At 70.8% G+C, this 19503-nt stretch carries 18 protein-coding genes and 1 pseudogene; 15 read left to right on the top strand and 4 right to left on the bottom strand.

Annotated elements, in window-relative coordinates:
* The 8 genes from P1P75_RS27970 to mutM form a co-directional block, all read left to right on the top strand.
* Window positions 1-1446, top strand: a 1446-nt coding sequence (locus tag P1P75_RS27970) for an ATP-dependent DNA helicase RecG (protein WP_319260361.1), incomplete at its 5' end; no start/stop codon positions are given.
* 106 nt (window positions 1447-1552) lie between these two features.
* On the top strand, window positions 1553-2140 hold the full coding sequence (gene rsmD / locus P1P75_RS27965) for a 16S rRNA (guanine(966)-N(2))-methyltransferase RsmD (RefSeq protein ID WP_319260358.1): 588 nt from the start codon (window positions 1553-1555) through the stop codon (window positions 2138-2140).
* A 26-nt stretch (window positions 2141-2166) separates the two neighbouring features.
* Window positions 2167-2646 (top strand): pantetheine-phosphate adenylyltransferase, encoded by a 480-nt coding sequence (gene coaD, locus P1P75_RS27960; RefSeq protein WP_190046555.1) that lies wholly within the window; start codon window positions 2167-2169, stop codon window positions 2644-2646.
* 358 nt (window positions 2647-3004) lie between these two features.
* The gene (locus P1P75_RS27955) at window positions 3005-4105 is read left to right on the top strand and encodes an ATP synthase F0 subunit B (RefSeq protein ID WP_319260355.1); all 1101 of its coding nucleotides are present in this window, start codon (window positions 3005-3007) and stop codon (window positions 4103-4105) included.
* A 177-nt stretch (window positions 4106-4282) separates the two neighbouring features.
* Window positions 4283-4936, top strand: a complete 654-nt coding sequence (locus tag P1P75_RS27950) for a DUF177 domain-containing protein (protein ID WP_086771256.1) — start codon at window positions 4283-4285, stop codon at window positions 4934-4936.
* A 2-nt stretch (window positions 4937-4938) separates the two neighbouring features.
* Window positions 4939-5112, top strand: coding sequence for a 50S ribosomal protein L32 (gene rpmF / locus P1P75_RS27945; protein WP_086771257.1), 174 nt, complete (start codon window positions 4939-4941; stop codon window positions 5110-5112).
* A 19-nt stretch (window positions 5113-5131) separates the two neighbouring features.
* Window positions 5132-5938, top strand: coding sequence for a ribonuclease III (gene rnc / locus P1P75_RS27940; protein WP_086771258.1), 807 nt, complete (start codon window positions 5132-5134; stop codon window positions 5936-5938).
* A 118-nt stretch (window positions 5939-6056) separates the two neighbouring features.
* The gene (mutM, locus tag P1P75_RS27935; RefSeq protein ID WP_319260353.1) at window positions 6057-6917 is read left to right on the top strand and encodes a bifunctional DNA-formamidopyrimidine glycosylase/DNA-(apurinic or apyrimidinic site) lyase; all 861 of its coding nucleotides are present in this window, start codon (window positions 6057-6059) and stop codon (window positions 6915-6917) included.
* Here mutM and P1P75_RS27930 read toward each other — a convergent pair.
* A complete protein-coding gene (locus tag P1P75_RS27930) occupies window positions 6890-7291 on the bottom strand; it encodes a helix-turn-helix domain-containing protein (RefSeq protein WP_319260350.1) in 402 nt (133 codons plus the stop codon). The genes mutM and P1P75_RS27930 overlap by 28 nt on opposite strands.
* Before the next feature lie 129 nt (window positions 7292-7420).
* Window positions 7421-8590 carry a CAP domain-containing protein gene (locus P1P75_RS27925; RefSeq protein WP_319260347.1) on the bottom strand — a complete coding sequence of 390 codons (1170 nt, stop codon included), beginning with the start codon at window positions 8588-8590 and terminating at the stop codon, window positions 7421-7423.
* Window positions 8591-8811: 221 nt separating this feature from the next.
* Here P1P75_RS27925 and P1P75_RS27920 point away from each other — a divergent pair, with 221 nt between their 5' ends.
* From P1P75_RS27920 to P1P75_RS27905, 4 genes are all read left to right on the top strand, one after another.
* The gene (locus tag P1P75_RS27920) at window positions 8812-9093 is read left to right on the top strand and encodes an acylphosphatase (RefSeq protein ID WP_319260345.1); all 282 of its coding nucleotides are present in this window, start codon (window positions 8812-8814) and stop codon (window positions 9091-9093) included.
* 378 nt (window positions 9094-9471) lie between these two features.
* A complete protein-coding gene (locus P1P75_RS27915; RefSeq protein WP_073491170.1) occupies window positions 9472-9675 on the top strand; it encodes a hypothetical protein in 204 nt (67 codons plus the stop codon).
* A gap of 222 nt (window positions 9676-9897) precedes the next feature.
* Window positions 9898-13524 carry a chromosome segregation protein SMC gene (gene smc, locus P1P75_RS27910; RefSeq protein WP_319260343.1) on the top strand — a complete coding sequence of 1209 codons (3627 nt, stop codon included), beginning with the start codon at window positions 9898-9900 and terminating at the stop codon, window positions 13522-13524.
* A gap of 253 nt (window positions 13525-13777) precedes the next feature.
* Entirely contained in the window at window positions 13778-15196 is a 1419-nt protein-coding gene (locus P1P75_RS27905; protein ID WP_319260341.1) for a sugar porter family MFS transporter, read from the top strand.
* 87 nt (window positions 15197-15283) lie between these two features.
* Here the strand turns inward: P1P75_RS27905 and P1P75_RS27900 are convergent, their stop codons facing one another.
* Entirely contained in the window at window positions 15284-16255 is a 972-nt protein-coding gene (locus P1P75_RS27900; RefSeq protein WP_319260338.1) for an LLM class flavin-dependent oxidoreductase, read from the bottom strand.
* Window positions 16256-16347: 92 nt separating this feature from the next.
* Between P1P75_RS27900 and P1P75_RS27895 the strand changes: the two genes are divergently transcribed.
* The gene (locus P1P75_RS27895; protein ID WP_319260335.1) at window positions 16348-16551 is read left to right on the top strand and encodes a hypothetical protein; all 204 of its coding nucleotides are present in this window, start codon (window positions 16348-16350) and stop codon (window positions 16549-16551) included.
* A 58-nt stretch (window positions 16552-16609) separates the two neighbouring features.
* Complete coding sequence (gene ftsY / locus P1P75_RS27890) at window positions 16610-17812, top strand: signal recognition particle-docking protein FtsY (RefSeq protein ID WP_319260333.1); 1203 nt, start codon at window positions 16610-16612, stop codon at window positions 17810-17812.
* A gap of 102 nt (window positions 17813-17914) precedes the next feature.
* On the opposite strand, the gene P1P75_RS27885 is transcribed toward ftsY, so the two are convergent.
* Window positions 17915-18571, bottom strand: coding sequence for a bifunctional DNA primase/polymerase (locus P1P75_RS27885; RefSeq protein ID WP_319260331.1), 657 nt, complete (start codon window positions 18569-18571; stop codon window positions 17915-17917).
* Window positions 18572-19018: 447 nt separating this feature from the next.
* On the opposite strand from P1P75_RS27885, the pseudogene P1P75_RS27880 reads away from it, so the two are divergent.
* A pseudogene (locus P1P75_RS27880) lies at window positions 19019-19503 on the top strand (hypothetical protein); the annotation flags it as partial.

Below are 19503 nucleotides of genomic sequence, written 5' to 3'. Positions count from 1 at the left end.
CCCCGCAAGCCCGCCCCCGACGGCCTGCTCTCCGCCTTCGACGACCGGCTCCCCTTCACTCTCACCGAGGGCCAGCTGAAGGTCTCGAAGGAGATCTTCGACGACCTGGCGACGAGCCACCCGATGCACCGGCTGCTCCAGGGGGAGGTCGGTAGCGGAAAGACAATGGTGGCCCTGCGCGCCATGCTCGCCGTCGTCGACGCGGGTGGGCAGGCAGCCATGCTCGCGCCCACCGAGGTGCTCGCCCAGCAGCATCACCGGTCCGTCGTGGAGATGATGGGGAACCTGGCCGAAGGCGGGATGCTCGGCGGGGTCGAGGACGCCACCAAGGTGGTGCTGCTCACCGGGTCGATGGGGGCCGCCGGGCGGCGGCAGGCGTTGCTCGACCTCGTCACCGGCGAGGCCGGCATCGTCATCGGCACGCACGCGCTGATCGAGGACAAGGTGCAGTTCCACGATCTGGGGCTGGTCGTGGTCGACGAACAGCACAGGTTCGGCGTCGAGCAGCGGGACGCCCTGCGCGGCAAGGGCAAGCAGCCTCCGCACCTCCTCGTCATGACCGCCACGCCCATCCCGCGCACGGTCGCCATGACCGTCTTCGGCGACCTGGAGACCTCGGTCCTGGACCAGCTCCCGGCCGGGCGGTCCCCGATCGCCAGCCATGTCGTCCCCGCCGCCGACAAGCCGCACTTCCTGGCCCGTGCCTGGGACCGGGTCCGCGAGGAGGTCGAGGGCGGCCATCAGGCGTACGTGGTCTGCCCCCGCATCGGCGACGAGGAGGACGACCCCAGGAAGGCCAGGAAGAAGACCCCGGAGGACGAGGCCGAGAAGCGCCCCCCGCTCGCCGTCCTGGAGGTGGCCGACCAGCTCGCCCGCGGCCCGCTCCAGGGGCTCAGGATCGAGGTCCTGCACGGCCGTATGCCGCCCGACGACAAGGACGCCGTCATGCGGCGCTTCGCCGCGGGGGACACCGACGTCCTGGTCGCCACGACCGTCATCGAGGTCGGGGTCAACGTGCCGAACGCCACCGCGATGGTGATCATGGACGCCGACCGCTTCGGCGTGTCCCAACTGCACCAGCTCCGTGGCCGGGTCGGCCGCGGTTCGGCCCCCGGGCTCTGCCTCCTCGTCTCCGAGATGTCCGAGGCAAGTCCCGCCCGCCGGCGACTCGACGCGGTCGCCGCGACCCTCGACGGCTTCGAGCTGTCCCGCATCGACCTGGAACAGCGCCGCGAGGGCGATGTCCTCGGCCAGGCCCAGTCCGGCGTGCGCTCCAGCCTGCGCGTACTCGCCGTCATCGAGGACGAGGAGATCATCGCGGAGGCCAGGCAAGAGGCGGCGGCGATCGTCGCGGCGGACCCGGAGCTGACCGGACTTCCCGGCCTTCGGACGGCCCTGGACGCCCTGGTGGACCAGGAGCGGGAGCAGTACCTGGAGAAGGGGTGAGCCGGACGGCCCGCGAGGCGCGGGTCCCTCATCCGGATGCGGCTACCGCAGCGCGTGCGCGACCAGCGACAATGAAACCGAAGACGCCCCCGACCAAGGACCGAAGATGACCCGCGTGATCGCCGGCCGAGCCGGCGGACGTCGCCTGGCCGTCCCGCCAGGGACCGGCACCCGCCCCACCTCCGACCGCGCACGCGAGGCCCTCTTCTCCACCTGGCAGTCCCTGCTGGGTGGCGCCCCCCTCGACGGCGAACGCGTCCTGGACCTGTACGCCGGCTCCGGGGCCGTGGGCCTGGAGGCCCTCTCCCGGGGCGCGAGCCACACCCTGCTCGTCGAGGCCGACGCGCGGGCGGCCCGCACCATCCGGGAGAACGTGAGGACCCTCGGCCTGCCCGGTGCCGAGGTCCGGGCCGGCAAGGCCCGGCAGATCATCCAGACCCCGCCGGCGGAGCCGTACCAGCTCGTCTTCCTCGACCCTCCGTACGCCGTCACCGACGACGATCTTCGCGAGATCCTGCTCACACTCCGCTCGCAGGGGTGGCTCGCGGCGGAAGCCCTCGTCACCGTGGAGCGCAGCACCAGAGGCGGCACCTTCGACTGGCCGGACGGTTTCGAAGCGATCCGGTCCCGTCGTTACGGCGAGGGAACGTTTTGGTACGGTCGCGCCGCCTCTACGTGCGAAGACGCACGATGACCGGACCGGAGAGCGAGGGATCCCAAGTGCGCCGCGCCGTCTGTCCCGGGTCGTTCGACCCCATCACCAACGGACATCTCGACATCATTTCCCGCGCCTCCCGTCTGTACGACGAGGTCTATGTCGCGGTGATGATCAACAAGTCCAAGAAGGGCCTGTTCGAGATCGAGGAGCGGATCGACCTGATCCGCGAGGTGACCGCCGAGTACGGAAACGTCCGCGTCGAGGCCTTCCACGGCCTCCTCGTCGACTTCTGCAAACAGCGCGACATCCCGGCCATCGTCAAGGGCCTGCGCGCGGTCAGCGACTTCGACTACGAGCTGCAGATGGCCCAGATGAACAACGGGCTCTCCGGCGTCGAGACGCTGTTCGTCCCCACGAACCCCACCTACAGTTTTCTGTCGTCCTCCCTGGTCAAAGAGGTCGCGACCTGGGGCGGCGACGTGTCCCACCTGGTCCCGCCGCTGGTCCTCGAAGCACTCGCCGAGCGGTTGCGCCAGGACTGAGACCGACCGGCGAGGGGAGGGCGGCGTCGCGGGCCCCCGCACGCACTGCCCCACTGCCTCAAGGGCGTGGGGGACCCCCAGCCGCGCTGTCGTCGGGCTCCCCACCGTCGGCTTCCCCCCACTCTCGGCTCCGCTCGAGCGGGGGACCCCCATGAGCGGAAGGGGCCCCACCGGCTCCGCCATCACTCCCTCCTCCGCCGTGCAGCTGCACGTCCCGGACCCCGCTCCTTCTCCCGCCCTCCCCTTGCCGGTCGGTCAGAGTGCCTGACGGCCCGTCACCCGGTGTCCGTGGACACCGCATGGCCGTAGAGTCGTTCCGTCCGTCTCCAAGACAGCTGTAGAGAGTGGCGAGCAACCGGTGGACGTGCAGAAGAAGCTCGACGAGATCGTCACGGCGGTCTCCAGTGCCCGGTCGATGCCGATGTCGGCTTCGTGCGTGGTCAACCGCGCCGACCTGCTCGCCCTGCTGGAAGAGGTGCGCGCGGCCCTGCCCGACTCCCTCGCCCAGGCCCGGGAACTGATCGGCGGCCGCGAGCAGATGGTCGAGCAGGCCCGCCAGGAGGCCGACCGGATCATCTCCACCGCGCACGCCGAGCGCGGCTCCCTGATCTCCGGCACCGAGATCGCCCGCCGCTCCCAGGCCGAGGCCGACCGCATCCTGGCCGAGGCCCGCAAGGAGGCCGAGGACATCCGCGCCGAGGCCGACGACTACGTCGACTCCAAGCTCGCCAACTTCGAGGTCGTCCTCACCAAGACCCTCGGCTCCGTCGGCCGTGGCCGCGAGAGGCTCCTCGGCACCGGTCCCGGCGTCGACGAGCAGGGCTACACGGACGAGGACGCCCCCGAGCGCAGCCACGACCCCGAGACCCTGCGCCGAGACGCCGACGCCTACGTCGACGTCAAGCTCGGCGCCTTCGAGGCGGTCCTCGCCAAGACCCTGGACGCCGTCGGCCGCGGCCGGCAGAAGCTGCACGGCCGGATCGCCAGCGACGACCTCAGCTCCCTCGCCGACGACCAGACGACGTTCCAGCACTCCTCCGACGCCGACTACCTCGCCGACCTCGTCACCCTCACCGAGCAGGAGACCCCGGCCGAGCAGCCCGCCCAGCGGACGTACGAGCAGCCGCAGGAGGCCTATCCCTACCAGCAGCAGCCGGACCCGTACGCGGGCGCCTACCAGCAGCAGGGCTACGGCCAGCAGCAGGACGCCTACGGCTACCAGCAGGCCGACCCCTACGCCGCCCCCGGCTACGCTCCGGCGGGAGGTGCCCCCTTCCAGGGCTACGACGCCCAGCAGGCGCCGTACGACCCGCAGCAGGCCGGGCAGCAGCAGCCTCAGGCGTCTCAGCTGCCCCAGCAGGAGCAGTCGGGATACGCCCTCGAAGAGGCCAGCCTGTTCGACACCGGCATGATCAGCGCCGAGCAGCTGCGCGCCTACGAACAGGGCCGCGGCCTGTAGCAGCGGGCCCCGGGAGACGCCCGGAACGGGGTCCGGGGCGGAGCCCGGGACCCGGATTGGGCTGTGGGCGCATGCTCCAGTATCCTGGCTCTTCGGTCGCGTGTAGGTCCGCGATCGCTGCTGCCCGCAACACCTGAGGGCGGCGGCCCCCCACAGCACGGAAGATCGAAAGCAGGAATGGCCCTGAACGCCCGCCTTGACCACCGCAATCCTCTCGTGTTCGACACACACGAGCTGGGGCGGCGTCCTGGCGCGCTCCAGCGCCTGTCCCGTGAGATCGAAGCCCCCGCGGATCTCGGTATCCAAGGGGTCATCGGAGTGCCGGAAGGCGCCCCGGTGAAGCTGGAACTCCGACTCGAGTCGGTCATGGACGGAGTGCTCGTCACAGGCACCGCCCGTGCACAGGCCGAGGGGGAGTGCGTAAGGTGTCTGGAGCCGGTCGAGCTGGAGCTCGAAGCGGACTTCCAGGAGATGTTTTCGTACCCTGACGCCGACGACCGGGGCCGCGTGAAAGCGGAACCGGCCGACGACGCCGAGGAAGACGAGGACAGGCTCTTTCTCGAGGACGGCTTGTTCGACCTCGAGCCTGTGCTGCGTGATGCGGTGGTGCTCGCACTGCCGATGCAGCCGGTGTGCCAGGACGACTGTCCCGGTCTGTGCTCCGAATGCGGAGTGCGGCTGGCGGACGACCCGGACCACCACCATGACGCCGTCGACATCCGTTGGGCGGCACTGCAGGGACTCGCCGGTTCACCTGAAGACGGCGAGAAGGACGAGATGAGCGGCGACGCGCCTCGATCAGCACGCGCCGCCGAGAAGCAGGAGAAGTAGCCGTGGCTGTTCCGAAGCGGAAGATGTCGCGCAGCAACACGCGCCACCGCCGGTCGCAGTGGAAGGCTGCGGTCCCCAACCTGGTGTCGTGCGAGCGCTGCCACGAGCCCAAGCTGCAGCACATCGCGTGCCCGTCTTGCGGCACCTATAACAAGCGCCAGGTCCTCGAGGTCTGAGCGGCTGGTGAGAGGCTTCATGTCTGACGCCAAGGCGGATTCAGTCGCCAAGAAAAAGGCGGAGAACACAGCCTCGTCCCACACGCTTCTGGAAGGGCGGCTCGGCTATCAGCTCGAGTCCGCCCTTCTGGTGCGTGCGCTGACCCACCGTTCCTACGCATACGAGAACGGCGGTCTGCCGACGAACGAGCGGCTGGAGTTCCTCGGGGACTCCGTGCTCGGCCTCGTCGTCACGGACACGCTGTACCGCACCCACCCCGACCTGCCCGAAGGCCAACTGGCCAAGTTGCGGGCCGCGGTGGTCAACTCGCGTGCGCTGGCGGAGGTCAGTCGTGGTCTTGACCTGGGTTCCTTCATCCGGCTCGGCCGGGGTGAAGAGGGCACGGGCGGCCGGGACAAGGCGTCCATCCTCGCCGACACCCTTGAAGCGGTGATCGGCGCGGTCTATCTCGACCAGGGCCTCGACGCGGCCTCCGAACTGGTGCACCGCCTCTTCGACCCGCTGATCGAGAAGTCCTCCAACCTCGGTGCCGGCCTGGACTGGAAGACCAGTCTCCAGGAACTCACCGCGACCGAAGGGCTCGGCGTGCCCGAGTACCTGGTCACGGAGACCGGTCCCGATCACGAGAAGATCTTCACTGCTGCCGCCCGCGTCGGAGGCGTCTCGTACGGCACCGGCACCGGCCGCAGCAAGAAGGAGGCGGAGCAGCAGGCCGCCGAGTCCGCCTGGAGGTCCATCAGGGCCGAGGCGGACGAGCGCGCCAAGGCGGCTCAGGCCGTGGTGGCCGCTGACGGCTCCGCGGAGCAGGAGTCCGCCTCCGCCTGACAACAGCACTGCCGGTTCCGGCGGCATCGCCGCTACCGACAGCACTGACGTGCACCGAGCGCTCGTCCCGCAGCAGGGGCGGGCGCTCGGTCCGTAGATGAGGGAGTGACGGGTCCCTATGCCCGAGTTGCCCGAGGTCGAGGTCGTCCGGCGGGGTCTGGAGCGGTGGGTCGCCCATCGCACGGTCGCCGAGGCCGAGGTCCTGCACCCGCGCGCCGTACGCCGTCACCTGGCCGGCGCCGACGACTTCACGCACCGCCTCAAGGGTCACCGGGTCGGTGTGCCGAGCCGCCGCGGCAAGTATCTGTGGCTGCCGCTGGAGGACACCGGGCAGGCGATCCTGGCGCACCTCGGCATGAGCGGTCAGCTCCTGGTGCAGCCGCAGGGTTCACCGGACGAGAAGCATCTGCGAATCCGGGTCCGCTTCGCCGACGCGCACGCCACCGAACTGCGGTTCGTCGACCAGCGCACCTTCGGCGGTCTGTCGCTGCACGAGACCACCGCCGACGGCCTGCCCGACGTCATCGCGCACATCGCTCGCGACCCGCTCGACCCGCGGTTCGACGACGAGGCCTTCCACCAGGCACTTAGCCGCAAGCGCACCACCGTCAAACGGGCCCTGCTCGACCAGTCGCTGATCAGCGGAGTCGGCAACATCTACGCGGACGAGGCGCTGTGGCGCTCCCGCCTCCACTACGACCGTCCCACGGCCGGCTTCACCCGCCCGCGCACCCTCGAACTGCTCGGCCACGTCCGGGACGTGATGCGTGAGGCCCTTGCCGTCGGCGGCACCAGCTTCGACAGCCTGTACGTCAACGTCAACGGCGAGTCCGGCTACTTCGACCGGTCGCTGGACGCCTACGGGCGCGAGGGCCTGCCCTGCAAGCGCTGCGGCACACCGATGCGCCGACGGCCCTGGATGAACCGGTCCAGCTACTTCTGCCCCAAGTGTCAGCGGCCGCCGCGCGTCTCGTCGTAACGCCCGCGGGACGCGAGGACCTCGTCCATCCGCCCCTCCACCAAGTGGATCAGGCCCAGCAGCCGCTCGGCGACCTCATGGCCCAGGGGGGTCAGTTCGTAGTCCACACGGGGCGGGTTGGTCGACTGGGCCTCGCGGTGCACCAGGCCGTCGCGCTCCAGCGCGTGCAGCGTCTGGGACAGCATCTTCTCGCTGACGCCGTCGACGCGCCGGCGCAGCTCGTTGAAGCGAAGCGAACCCTCGTGCAGGGCTCCCAGGGTGAGAGTGCCCCAGCGTCCCGTGACGTGCTCCAGCGTGCCGCGCGAGGGGCAGGCCTTGGCGAACACGTCGTACGGGAGATCCTGCTCCGGGGTGCGCTCCTGAATGCCGGTCATGGGTCAAGCGTACGCGACCACAGCGCTAACCAACAGGTTGCACTAACTGAGGGTTAGTGCCTTCCTTCGTCGCCGGCGATGAGCTGCCGATCCGCTCCGCCGACTCCCTTTCCCGCCCCGGAACATGCCCTAGTAGCCGAAGTCCTGTGTCCACCAAGGGCCGCCGGAGCCGAGGTGCACGCCGACGCCCAAGGTCTTGAAGTCGCAGTTCAGGATGTTGGCGCGGTGGCCGGGGCTGTTCATCCAGGCCTGCATCACGGCTGCCGCGTCGGCCTGGCCGCGGGCTATGTTCTCGCCGCCGAGGTCCGATATGCCGGCCTTCGTGGCACGGTCCCACGGGGACGCGCCGTCCGGGTCGGTGTGGTCGAAGAAGCCCCGTGCCGCCATGTCCTCGCTGAAGTCCTGCGCGAGGTCGGCCAGCGAACTGTTCGCGGAGACCGCACTGCACCCGATCTTGGCGCGCTCCTCGTTGACGAGCTGGAGCACCTCGGCGGCGGCCTGGACCTCAGCCGAGACCGTGACCGGTGCCTTGGCCTTTTCCGGGACCTTTTCCGGAGCCTTCGTCGGCGCCTTGGACGGGGTCTTCCTCGGCTCCTTCGTCGGCGTGGTCTTCGGCTTCTCCGTGGTCGCCGACTCGCTCGGCGACGCCGTCGAGGCCGACGGGGAGGGCGAGGCGGGGGCCGAGGACGGTGCGGAGGCCGGGGGCGAGGTGGAACGGCCGGCGTCGCGGCTGGTCGACGTACCGTCGCGGTCGGTCTCGGCGGAGCCGGAGGTGCCGCCCTGCTCGGAGGCCGAGTTGGTGGGTGAGTCGGCGGCCTGGACCCGGTCGCCGGCGCCGCCGCCCAGCCGGTAGTTGTCGAGGCCGGGCACCACGCCCGTGGCCACCGCGACCGTGCCGAGGGCGACGGCCGCCGACATTCCGAGCAGACCGGTCTTGACCGGCGTCACGGCCCTGCGCTTACGACGACGGCCCGCGCCGCCCCGGCCTGAGGCACCGCGCGGCGTACCGCCGGCCGGCGTGAAGCCGTCCGACCCGAAGCCGTTCGTCGCGAACTCGTCGGAGGCGAACACCGCGGTGTCCTCGGCACTCCGTGCGCGCTCGTCGTCCGGGGCGAACAGGTACTCCTGGCTCCGGGCGACCGTGTCGGCGTACGCCTCCGGGTTCAGGTAGGGCGCGATGCCCATGGTGGGGAGGTCACCGCCGTACCCGTCCCGCCGGGAGCGGCCTTCCGGGTACGAGCCGTCGGTGTGGCCGGCCGCCGTGGCGCGGCCGGCGGCGGAGCGTCGGTGGCGTCCCATGTTCTGGCCTTCCTCGTCCAACTGGTCCGGGCGGAGTCCCTGTCGACTGGCGTGTGCGGGCCCCGTGGTCGACCGGCGCCGATGCGGCGCATGAGTCCTCATGGTCAACCTGACTCACTCGATCGAGTGAGTTTCATATGAGATTCATTGGGTCGGGACGGTACCGCATGGCGCCGGGGGAGGAAGTGTCCCCAGTGACATTGCCTGGTTAGGTTGCATCCATGAGCGAGGATGTACGGCTGGTCGCCTGGGTCCGTGGACACGTGCAGGGCGTGGGTTTCCGCTGGTTCACGCGGGCGAAGGCGCTGGAGATCGGCGGCCTGAGTGGTTTTGCTCTCAATCTGGGCGACGGCCGGGTCCAGGTGGTCGCCGAGGGCCCCCGAAAAGGCTGCGAGGGACTGCTCGAGTGGCTCCAGAGTGACGACACGCCCGGACGCGTGGACGGAGTCACAGAGATATGGGACACACCCCGCGGCGGCTACGACGGCTTCGCGATCCGCTGACGATTGCGCGCGGAGCCACCCGGCGGAAGAGCGAGAGCCCGCCGACGGCACCTGCCTCCAGGAGAAAGCGGCAGGTGGTTGCGAGAATCGCTTGCATCGGCAGGCTCCGCACGCAAGGATGATCGCCACGTCCCGAGGGTCCCGAAGGAGTCGCAGCGCCGCCGTTCAAGGCCGCGCGCACCAGGGTTGCCCGCCAATACGGGGCGTGATCGTGTTGACCGTCAAACTTTTTGGTGAGACGCTAAAAGCACCCCGCGCACCTAGCTGTTTGGCATGGATGAACGGCAAGAAGTACAAGATCCAGTCAACACCGCGGGTGCGAATCCCTCACGACCCACACCGCTTCGGTCGGTCACTCATTGTGGAGGACCATCCATCATGGCAAAGGCGCTTCTCGGTTACGTCGGCGGCTCCGACCCGCGGCTCCTCGCCGAGATGCGACGGCTCCAGCAGCGCGTCCAGGACCTGGAAAACGAGCTCGGACGAATCCAGGCCGAGAACGACGCTCTGACGGCTGCCGCTTCTCACGACAGGTTCATGGAGAGCATCGACGCACACCAGGCGGAGCCTGCGCTCACCTGATCACTGCACTGCTCCACAACAGCACACGCAGTGGTCGGGCGGCTCATGAAACCGCGTCGGACCGCTAAGTCTGCAGAGTTTGCAAGGGACGCTTCGGCGTCCCTTCTTTCTTTCCCCCGTGCATCCTTTCACTGCTTTCAACGTCTGGTCTGCCCTGCGCGTTCGGGGGCGAAACCGCGGGTTCATGGAGTGAGACATCCCCGGGCGGTAAAGTCCAGCGGCGTGCACCTCAAGGCCCTGACCCTCAAAGGGTTCAAGTCGTTCGCTTCCGCGACCACACTCCGGTTCGAGCCGGGCATCACGTGTGTCGTCGGACCCAACGGCTCGGGCAAGTCCAACGTCGTCGACGCCCTCAGCTGGGTCATGGGCGAGCAGGGCGCCAAGTCGCTGCGCGGCGGCAAGATGGAGGACGTCATCTTCGCCGGCACCACCGGCCGCCCCCCACTGGGCCGCGCCGAGGTGTCCCTCACCATCGACAACTCCGACGGGGCCCTGCCCATCGAGTACGCCGAGGTCACCATCACGCGGATCATGTTCCGCAACGGCGGCAGCGAGTACCAGATCAACGGCGACACCTGCCGGCTCCTCGACATCCAGGACCTGCTGTCCGACTCCGGCATCGGCCGCGAGATGCACGTCATCGTCGGCCAGGGCCAGCTCGACTCCGTGCTGCACGCCGACCCGATGGGCCGCCGCGCCTTCATCGAGGAGGCCGCGGGCGTCCTCAAGCACCGCAAGCGCAAGGAGAAGGCGCTCAGGAAACTCGACGCGATGCAGGCCAACCTCGCGCGCGTACAGGACCTGACCGACGAACTGCGCAGACAGCTCAAGCCGCTGGGCCGGCAGGCCGCGGTCGCCCGTCGCGCCGCCGTCATCCAGGCCGACCTGCGCGACGCCCGCCTGCGCCTCCTCGCCGACGACCTCGTACGGCTGCGCGAGGCGCTCACCTCGGAGATCGCCGACGAGGCCGCCCTCAAGGAACGCAAGGAAGCCGCCGAGCAGGAGCTGCGCAAGGCACTCCAGCGCGAGGCACTCCTGGAGGACGAGGTCCGCAGGCTCGCGCCCCGGCTCCAGCGGGCCCAGCAGACCTGGTACGAGCTGTCCCAGCTCGCCGAACGCGTCCGCGGCACGGTCTCACTGGCCGACGCCCGCGTGAAGAGCGCCACCTCCACGCCCCCGGAGGAGCGGCGCGGCCGTGACCCCGAGGACCTGGAGCGCGAGGCCGCCCGTATCCGCGAGCAGGAGGCGGAGCTGGAGGCCGCCCTGGAAGCGGCCCAGCACGCCCTCGACGACACGGTCTCCCACCGAGCCGATCTGGAACGGGAACTGGCCGTCGAGGAGCGGCGGCTCAAGGACGTCGCCCGCGCGATCGCCGACCGGCGCGAGGGCCTCGCCCGGCTGCACGGCCAGGTCAACGCGGCCCGCTCCCGCGCCGCCTCCGCCCAGGCCGAGATCGACCGGCTGGCCGCCGCCCGCGACGAGGCGCGGGAACGGGCGCTCGCCGCGCAGGAGGAGTACGAGGCCCTGAAGGCGGAGGTCGACGGGCTCGACGCCGGCGATCTGGAACTCGGCGAGCGGCACGAGGAGGCCAAGCGGCGACTGTCCGAGGCCGAGGCAGCCCTGACCGCCGCCCGCGAGGAGGTCACCGCCGCCGAACGGACCCGTGCCGCCACCCAGGCCCGTCACGAAGCCCTCGCCCTGGGGCTGCGCCGCAAGGACGGCACCGGCGCGCTCCTCGACGCGAAGGACCGCCTCACCGGCCTGCTCGGCCCGGCCGCGGAACTCCTCACGGTCACCCCCGGCCACGAGATCGCGCTCGCCGCGGCCCTCGGCGCCGCCGCCGACGCACTCGCCGTCACCACCCCGTCCGCCGCCGCCGACGCCATCCGCCTCCTGCGTAAACAGGACGCGGGCAGGGCGGCACTCCTGCTGGCGGGCGCGCCCAAGGAGCCCGCCGACAGCGCCCCGGCCCCGGCGACGGCCGCGGGCGGCGATGCCGGGCACGGCGCGTCCGGAGCCGTAGGGCCGGCCTTCGCCGCCGATCTGGTGCGCGCGCCTTCCGAGCTGATGCCTGCCGTGCGGCGGCTGCTGCGGGGCATTGTCGTCGTCGGGACGCTGGAGGACGCCGAGGATCTGGTGTACGCCCGGCCCGAGCTGACCGCCGTCACGGCCGAGGGCGACCTGCTCGGGGCGCATTTCGCGCAGGGCGGGTCCGCCGGGGCGCCCAGCCTGCTGGAGGTGCAGGCCTCCGTGGACCAGGCCGCCGCCGAGCTGGAGGAGCTGGCGGTGCGGTGTGCGGAGCTGACCGAGGCACAGCGGGCGGCGGGGGAGCGGCGCCAGGAGTGCGCCGCCCGCGTCGAGGAGCTGGCGGAGCGGCGGCGGACCGCCGACCGGGAGAAGTCGGCCGTCGCCCAGCAGCTCGGGCGGCTCGCCGGGCAGGCGCGCGGTGCCGCCGGGGAGGCCGAGCGGTCCGCCGCCGCGGCCGCCCGTGCGCAGGAGGCGCTGGACCGGGCGGTGGAGGAGGCCGAGGAACTGGCCGAGCGGCTGGCCGTCGTCGAGGAGATGCCGGTGGAGGAGGAGCCCGACACCTCGGTACGGGACCGGCTCGCCGCCGACGGGGCGAACGCGCGGCAGACCGAGATGGAGGCGCGCCTCCAGGTCCGTACGCACGAGGAGCGGGTCAAGGGGCTCGCCGGGCGGGCCGACGGGCTGGACCGGGCCGCTCGGGCGGAACGTGAGGCACGCGCGCGGGCCGAGCAGCGCCGGGCCCGGCTGCGGCACGAGGCGGCCGTCGCGGAGGCCGTCGCCGCCGGTGCGCGCCAGCTGCTCGCGCATGTCGAGGTGTCGCTCGGCCGGGCCGAGCGGGAGCGGGTCGCCGCCGATGCGGCCAAGGCGAGGCGGGAGCAGGAGCTGGCCGCCGCCAGGACCGCGGGGCGCGACCTCAAGGCGGAACTCGACAAGCTGACGGACTCGGTCCACCGGGGAGAGGTACTCGGCGCCGAGAAGCGGTTGCGGATCGAGCAGCTGGAGACGAGGGCGTTGGAGGAGCTGGGCGTCGAACCGGCGGGGCTGGTCTCCGAGTACGGCCCTCGCCAGCCGGTGCCGCCGTCGCCCGCCGCCGAGGGCGAGGAGCTGCCGGAGGCTGAATCCGATGGCGGCTCCGCCGCGGGCTCCGACCCGCGCAACCAGCCCCGGCCGTTCGTGCGGGCGGAGCAGGAGAAGCGGCTGAGGGCGGCGGAGCGGGCGTATCAGCAGCTCGGCAAGGTGAATCCGCTCGCGCTGGAGGAGTTCGCCGCGCTGGAGGAGCGCCACCAGTTCCTCAGCGAGCAGCTGGAGGACCTGAAGAAGACGCGGGCCGATCTGCTCCAGGTGGTGAAGGAGGTCGACGAGCGTGTCGAGCAGGTCTTCACGGAGGCGTTCCGTGACACCGCCCGTGAGTTCGAGGGTGTGTTCGGCCGGCTGTTCCCGGGCGGTGAGGGGCGGCTGATCCTGACCGACCCCGACAACATGCTCACCACGGGCGTGGACGTCGAGGCCCGACCGCCCGGCAAGAGGGTCAAGCGGCTCAGCCTGCTCTCGGGCGGCGAGCGTTCGCTGACCGCCGTCGCGATGCTGGTGTCGATCTTCAAGGCCCGGCCGAGCCCGTTCTACGTCATGGACGAGGTCGAGGCCGCCCTCGACGACACCAACCTCCAGCGGCTGATCCGGATCATGGAGGAACTCCAGGAGTCCTCGCAGCTGATCGTGATCACGCACCAGAAGCGCACGATGGAGGTCGCCGACGCGCTCTACGGCGTCTCGATGCAGGGCGACGGTGTGTCGAAGGTCATCTCGCAGCGTCTTCGCTGAATCCACGTGCGTCATACATCTAGTGTGACCAGCATCTTTTCAATCCTTCAAGAAGTGAACACGACTTCCTCACGGCTGGGTGGAAAGCTCATAGCTATGACCTATTGACTTCGAAACTTGAAGGCATAGTCTCTGCAGCGTTGCTTTTACCTTCAGGTGTGAGCGGCGTTGATCAGCGCGCCACTTGAACCCTCACCTGACAGGGCTCGCCCCCCACCCCCGGCAGCGCAGCCGGGGGGCCCGAGGAGAACACGTGACCAGCACAGCGCAGGCACCTCAGTCAGGAGCCGGGACGGCTCATCCCGATCATCTCGGGCACGTCATCTTCATCGCGGCGGCGGCCGCGATGGGCGGCTTCCTGTTCGGCTACGACAGTTCCGTGATCAACGGCGCCGTCGAAGCCATCCGGGGCCGCTACGACGTCGGCTCGGCGGCCCTGGCCCAGGTCATCGCCATCGCCCTGATCGGCTGCGCCATCGGCGCCGCGACCGCCGGCCGTATGGCCGACCGCATCGGCCGCATCCGGTGCATGCAGATCTCCGCCGTGCTGTTCACGGTCAGCGCAGTCGGCTCGGCACTGCCCTTCTCGCTGTGGGACCTCGCCTTCTGGCGGGTCGTCGGCGGTTTCGCCATCGGCATGGCCTCGGTCATCGGCCCGGCCTACATCGCCGAGGTCGCCCCGCCCGCCTACCGCGGCCGGCTCGGCTCCTTCCAGCAGGCCGCCATCGTCATCGGCATCGCCGTGTCCCAGCTGGTCAACTGGGGTCTGCTCAACGCCGCCGGCGGCGACCAACGCGGCGAGATCATGGGTGTCGAGGCCTGGCAGGTCATGCTCGGCGTCATGGTCGTCCCGGCCGTCCTCTACGGTCTGCTCTCCTTCGCGATCCCCGAGTCCCCGCGCTTCCTGATCTCCGTCGGCAAGCACGAGCGGGCCCGCGAGATCCTCATGGAGGTCGAGGGCAAGGACGTCGACTTCGACGCCCGCATCGCCGAGATCGAGCACGCGATGAACAGCGAGCACAAGTCCAGCTTCAAGGACCTGCTCGGCGGCTCCTTCTTCTTCAAGCCGATCGTCTGGATAGGCATCGGCCTCTCCGTCTTCCAGCAGTTCGTCGGCATCAACGTCGCCTTCTACTACTCCTCGACGCTGTGGCAGTCGGTCGGCGTCGACCCGACGGACTCGTTCTTCTACTCCTTCACGACGTCGATCATCAACATCCTCGGCACCGTGATCGCCATGATCTTCGTGGACCGCGTCGGCCGCAGGCCGCTCGCCCTCATCGGCTCCGTCGGCATGGTGATCGGTCTGGCACTGGAGGCCTGGGCGTTCTCCTTCGACCTGGTCGACGGCAAGCTGCCGGAGACGCAGGGCTGGGTCGCCCTGATCGCCGCCCACGTGTTCGTCCTCTTCTTCGCCCTGTCCTGGGGTGTCGTCGTCTGGGTCTTCCTCGGCGAGATGTTCCCGAACAGGATCCGCGCCGCCGCCCTCGGCGTGGCCGCCTCCGCACAGTGGATCGCCAACTGGGCCATCACCGCGAGCTTCCCGTCCCTGGCCGACTGGAACCTCTCCATGACCTACGTGATCTACACCGTCTTCGCCGCGCTCTCCATCCCCTTCGTCCTCAAGTACGTCAAGGAGACGAAGGGCAAGACGCTGGAGGAGATGGGCTGAACCTCGTACCGAGGTTCCCGAACTCGAGGAGAGGGGCCAAGTCCCCGCTGCCCTCTCCTCGACACCCGTGAGGCGTGCCGCCCCGGTTCACACGGTGAGCCGGGGCAGCACGTCCTCGCAGAACAACCGCAGACTGCGCCAGCCCTCCTCCACCGGCATCCCGCCCGCCAGCGGATGCAGGACGAGGTTGTCCAGCCCCTGCGCCACGCACTCGTCGGGCGTCAGGATCCGGTAGACGCCCTCGTCACGGAGCCCCCGTACGTCCGTCGCCGCCGACCGCACCGCCGAGCGGATCTCCGCCGACTGCCAGGAGGCGTAGGTGCGGGCCTCGTGCAGGAAGTGTTCGCCGTACGTGGCCCACGCGCGGTCAGGATCCTCCGCGAGGTGCAGCAGCGGGGTCTCGGCGGCGGGCATCATCACCCAGCCCTCGGTGCCGTACTCGACCAGCCGTTCCTTGTAGTAGGCCTCCAGCTCGGGCAGGTGCGCGCTCGGGAAGAACGGCAGGCCGAGCCGCGCGGCCCGGCGGGCGGCGGCCGGGGAGGAGCCGCCGACCAGCAGCAGGGGGTGCGGCTCGGTGCACGGGCGCGGGGTGACCCGTACCGTACGGCCCCGGTAGGTGAACTCCTCTCCGGTCCAGGCCGCGAGCAGGGTCTCCAGCAGCTCGTCCTGGAGCCGGCCGCGCCGCTTCCAGTCCACGCCGGCCCGGGCGTACTCCTGCGGCCGGTATCCGATCCCGGCGACGGTCACCAGACGGCCGCCGCTCAGCAGGTCCAGCACCGCGATGTCCTCCGCCAGCCGCAGCGGGTCGTGCAGCGGACCGATGACCGCCGAGACCGTGACCGCGAGCCGGGAGGTCGCCCCGAGGACGGCGCCCGCGAAGGTGAACGGTGAGGGCAGCCAGTTGTTCTCGGCGCCGTGGTGCTCCTCGGTCTGCACGGTCGTGACGCCGTGCGTGTCGGCGTACCCGGCCATCTCCAGGGCCGCCCGGTAGCGCGCTCCGAGCGCCGCGGGGGAGACGTCGGGGGCGACGAGGTTGAAACGGACGACGGTGACGGGCACGGTGGGCCCCCCTTCGGATCTGGAGGGCGGACATTAGCTGACGGCACGTCAGATAGCTACGGGTGCGGCATCCCTGCAGCTACGCTCGGGCCATGGCGGGACCCGTCGTACCCACTGATCCGCAGGCGGAGGCAGCCGCGGGACGGGTCGCCCTCTGGCTCGACCCGGACGACCTGCGCCGGCTCGCCGAGCACTGCTGCGCTCCCGAGGACGCGCCCGCCGAGGCCACCGAGCGCTGCCTGCGCCTGCGGTTCCGGGCGCGAGCCGCACTGCACACGGGCGGACTGATCGGCTGAGGAACGGGCGGGCCGTCGCCCGCTCCGGCGGAGGGGGGTCGCGCATACTGGACGGGTTATGGAAACCGTCATCCTTGCTGTAGTCATCGCCGTGGTCGTGCTCGCGGTGCTCGGCGGGCTGGTTGTCGGCAGCCGGCGGAAGAAGCCGCTGCCGCCCCCGCCCCCGGCCGCGCCCGACATCACCGCGCCTCCCGCCGAACCGCACGTAGGCGACGAGGCCGAGACACCGCGCGAAGAACCGCGCCGCACGATCGAGGAGGTGGACCTTCCCGGCGGCGGCGCACCCACCGCCGTCGAGGAGCCTCCCGTTGTCGAGGCTCCCGGGATCGAGATCCCGGAGCCCACCGCGGGGCGGCTGGTCCGCCTTCGCGCCCGCCTCTCCCGCTCCCAGACCGCCCTCGGCCAGGGCCTGCTCACCCTGCTCTCGCGCGAGCACCTCGACGAGGACACCTGGGAGGAGATCGAGGAGACCCTGCTCGTCGCCGACGTCGGCGTCATGCCCACCCAGGAACTTGTCGAACGACTGCGCGAGCGTGTGAAGGTGCTCGGCACCCGCACGCCCGACGAACTGCGCGGCCTGCTCCGCGACGAGCTGCTCAAGCTGGTCGGCACCGAGGTCGACCGCGCGGTGAAGACCGAGCCCGAGGGCCGCAAGCCCGGCATCGTGATGGTCGTCGGCGTCAACGGCACCGGCAAGACCACCACCACCGGCAAGCTCGCGCGCGTGCTCGTGGCCGACGGCCGTACGGTCGTCCTGGGCGCCGCCGACACCTTCCGGGCCGCCGCCGCCGACCAGCTCCAGACCTGGGGCGAGCGCGTCGGCGCGCACACCGTGCGCGGGCCCGAGGCCGGTGACCCCGCCTCCGTCGCGTTCGACGCGGTCAAGGAGGGCAAGGAGATGGGGGTCGACGTGGTCCTCATCGACACCGCCGGCCGGCTGCACACCAAGACCGGGCTCATGGACGAGCTGGGCAAGGTCAAGAGGGTCGTGGAGAAGCACGCCCCGCTCGACGAGGTGCTGCTCGTCCTCGACGCCACCACCGGGCAGAACGGCCTCGTCCAGGCCCGGGTGTTCGCCGAGGTCGTCGACATCACCGGCATCGTGCTGACCAAGCTCGACGGCACGGCCAAGGGCGGCATCGTGATCGCCGTCCAGCGCGAGCTGGGCGTCCCGGTCAAGCTCATCGGGCTCGGCGAGGGCGCGGACGACCTCGCGCCGTTCGAGCCGGAGGCCTTCGTCGACGCCCTCATCGGAGACTGAACGCGTACGCGATCCGGTAGCCGGCGACGAAGAAGCGCCCGCCCCCCGAGGTGCAGTCGGGGGACGGGCGCTTCGCTGTGTACGACGTGAGGGCCGGCTCTGTCACCCGCGTGACCGGTGCGCAACGTACGCCAGCGTGCCCAGCAGCAGCCGGGCCGCCGGTGGCCTCGTCGCCGAGTCCAGCGCGGGCGGGCGCAGCCAGCGGACCGGGCCGAGGCCGCCGCGGTCGGAGGGCGGCGCCGTGATGTACGTACCGGGGCCGAGGCCGTACAGGTCGAGGGAGACCGGGTCGTCCCAGCCCATGCGGTAGAGCAGGCCGGGGAGGTCGGCGGCGGCGCCGGGGGCGACCAGGAACTGGGCGCGGCCCTCGGGGGTAACGGTCACCGGGCCGAGCGGGAGGCCCATCCGCTCCAGGCGCACCAGCGCGCGGCGCCCGGCCGGTTCGGCGACCTCGATCACGTCGAAGGCGCGGCCGACCGGGAGCATCACGGAGGCGCCGGGAAAGTCCGCCCAGATTCTCGTCACGTCGTCGAGGGGGGCGCCGGCCGGGACGCGGGGCGCGCACTCCAGCGGATGCGCGCCGGGACTGCGGCAGTCGGAGCGGCCGCAGGAGCAGGCTCCGGCCGCGGCGCGCGCGCCCGGCACCGCGTCCCACCCCCACAGCCCGGTGAACTCGGCGACCGCGGTGCACTCGGACGAGCGACCGCGCCTGCGCGTGCCGGAGCGGATCTCGCGGATGCCGCCGATCGTGAAGCCCATGCCCCCTCCAACGGGTCCGACGCGCCGATGGTTACGTTGCGGACGCATGTGGTGACTGTGCGTACGGACGCCTTCCCGTCGCCACCCGTTCCAGGCGGCGCCTTGAGGCGTCCGGGGTGGTGTGGCGGATGGCATGCGCTCCTGAGTGCACCGTTCCGCCCACCCTGTCCGTCCTATGTCAAGTGAATCGCCTGCGCGCCACCCTGAGTTCATTCGATGGGGTGGCGAATGGTGGCGTTTCCGGGATCGCCATGGCTGGAGGCGTGATCGTAGGATTACTTTGAGTGTGCGAGACCCGGGGGCACATGCCTTCGCGGGTATGCCGGAGGCAAGTCGGCTCTCCGTTCGAAGGGTGAGAACCGCCGGACGGCGGGCGGTATTTACCGGCATTCTGATAGGGCTTGGCGCATCAGAGCGACAAGTGGTCTCAGGAATGGGGGCGTTCCAGTGAGCGGCAACGGCGGAGGCGGGACGGGCGCGGGGAGCGCCGCGCACGCGGACAAGCGCCCGAACGACCTGCTCACCTCCTGGTTCGTGCGCAGCGGCTGGTCGAAGGGTGAACTCGCCCGCCAAGTCAACCGTAGGGCCCGTCAGTTGGGCGCCAACCACATCTCCACGGATACTTCACGCGTGCGCCGCTGGCTCGACGGCGAGAACCCCCGCGAGCCGATCCCCCGCATCCTGTCCGACCTGTTCTCCGAGCGGTTCGGCTGCGTCGTCTCCGTCGAGGACCTCGGTCTGCGCACCGCGCGCCAGGTGCCCTCCGCGACCGGCGTGGACCTGCCCTGGACCGGCCCGCAGACAGTGGCCCTGCTCAGCGAGTTCTCGCGCAGCGACCTGATGCTGGCGCGGCGCGGCTTCCTCGGCACCTCGCTGGCCCTGTCCGCGGGCCCCACCCTCATCGAGCCCATGCAGCGCTGGCTCGTCCCCTC

Source organism: Streptomyces sp. ID05-39B, assembly GCF_033794725.1.
Taxonomy (GTDB): Bacteria; Actinomycetota; Actinomycetes; order Streptomycetales; family Streptomycetaceae; genus Streptomyces; species Streptomyces bobili.
The sequence above is the reverse complement of the archived record's forward strand: the minus strand, read 5'-3'. Positions and strand labels throughout refer to the sequence as shown.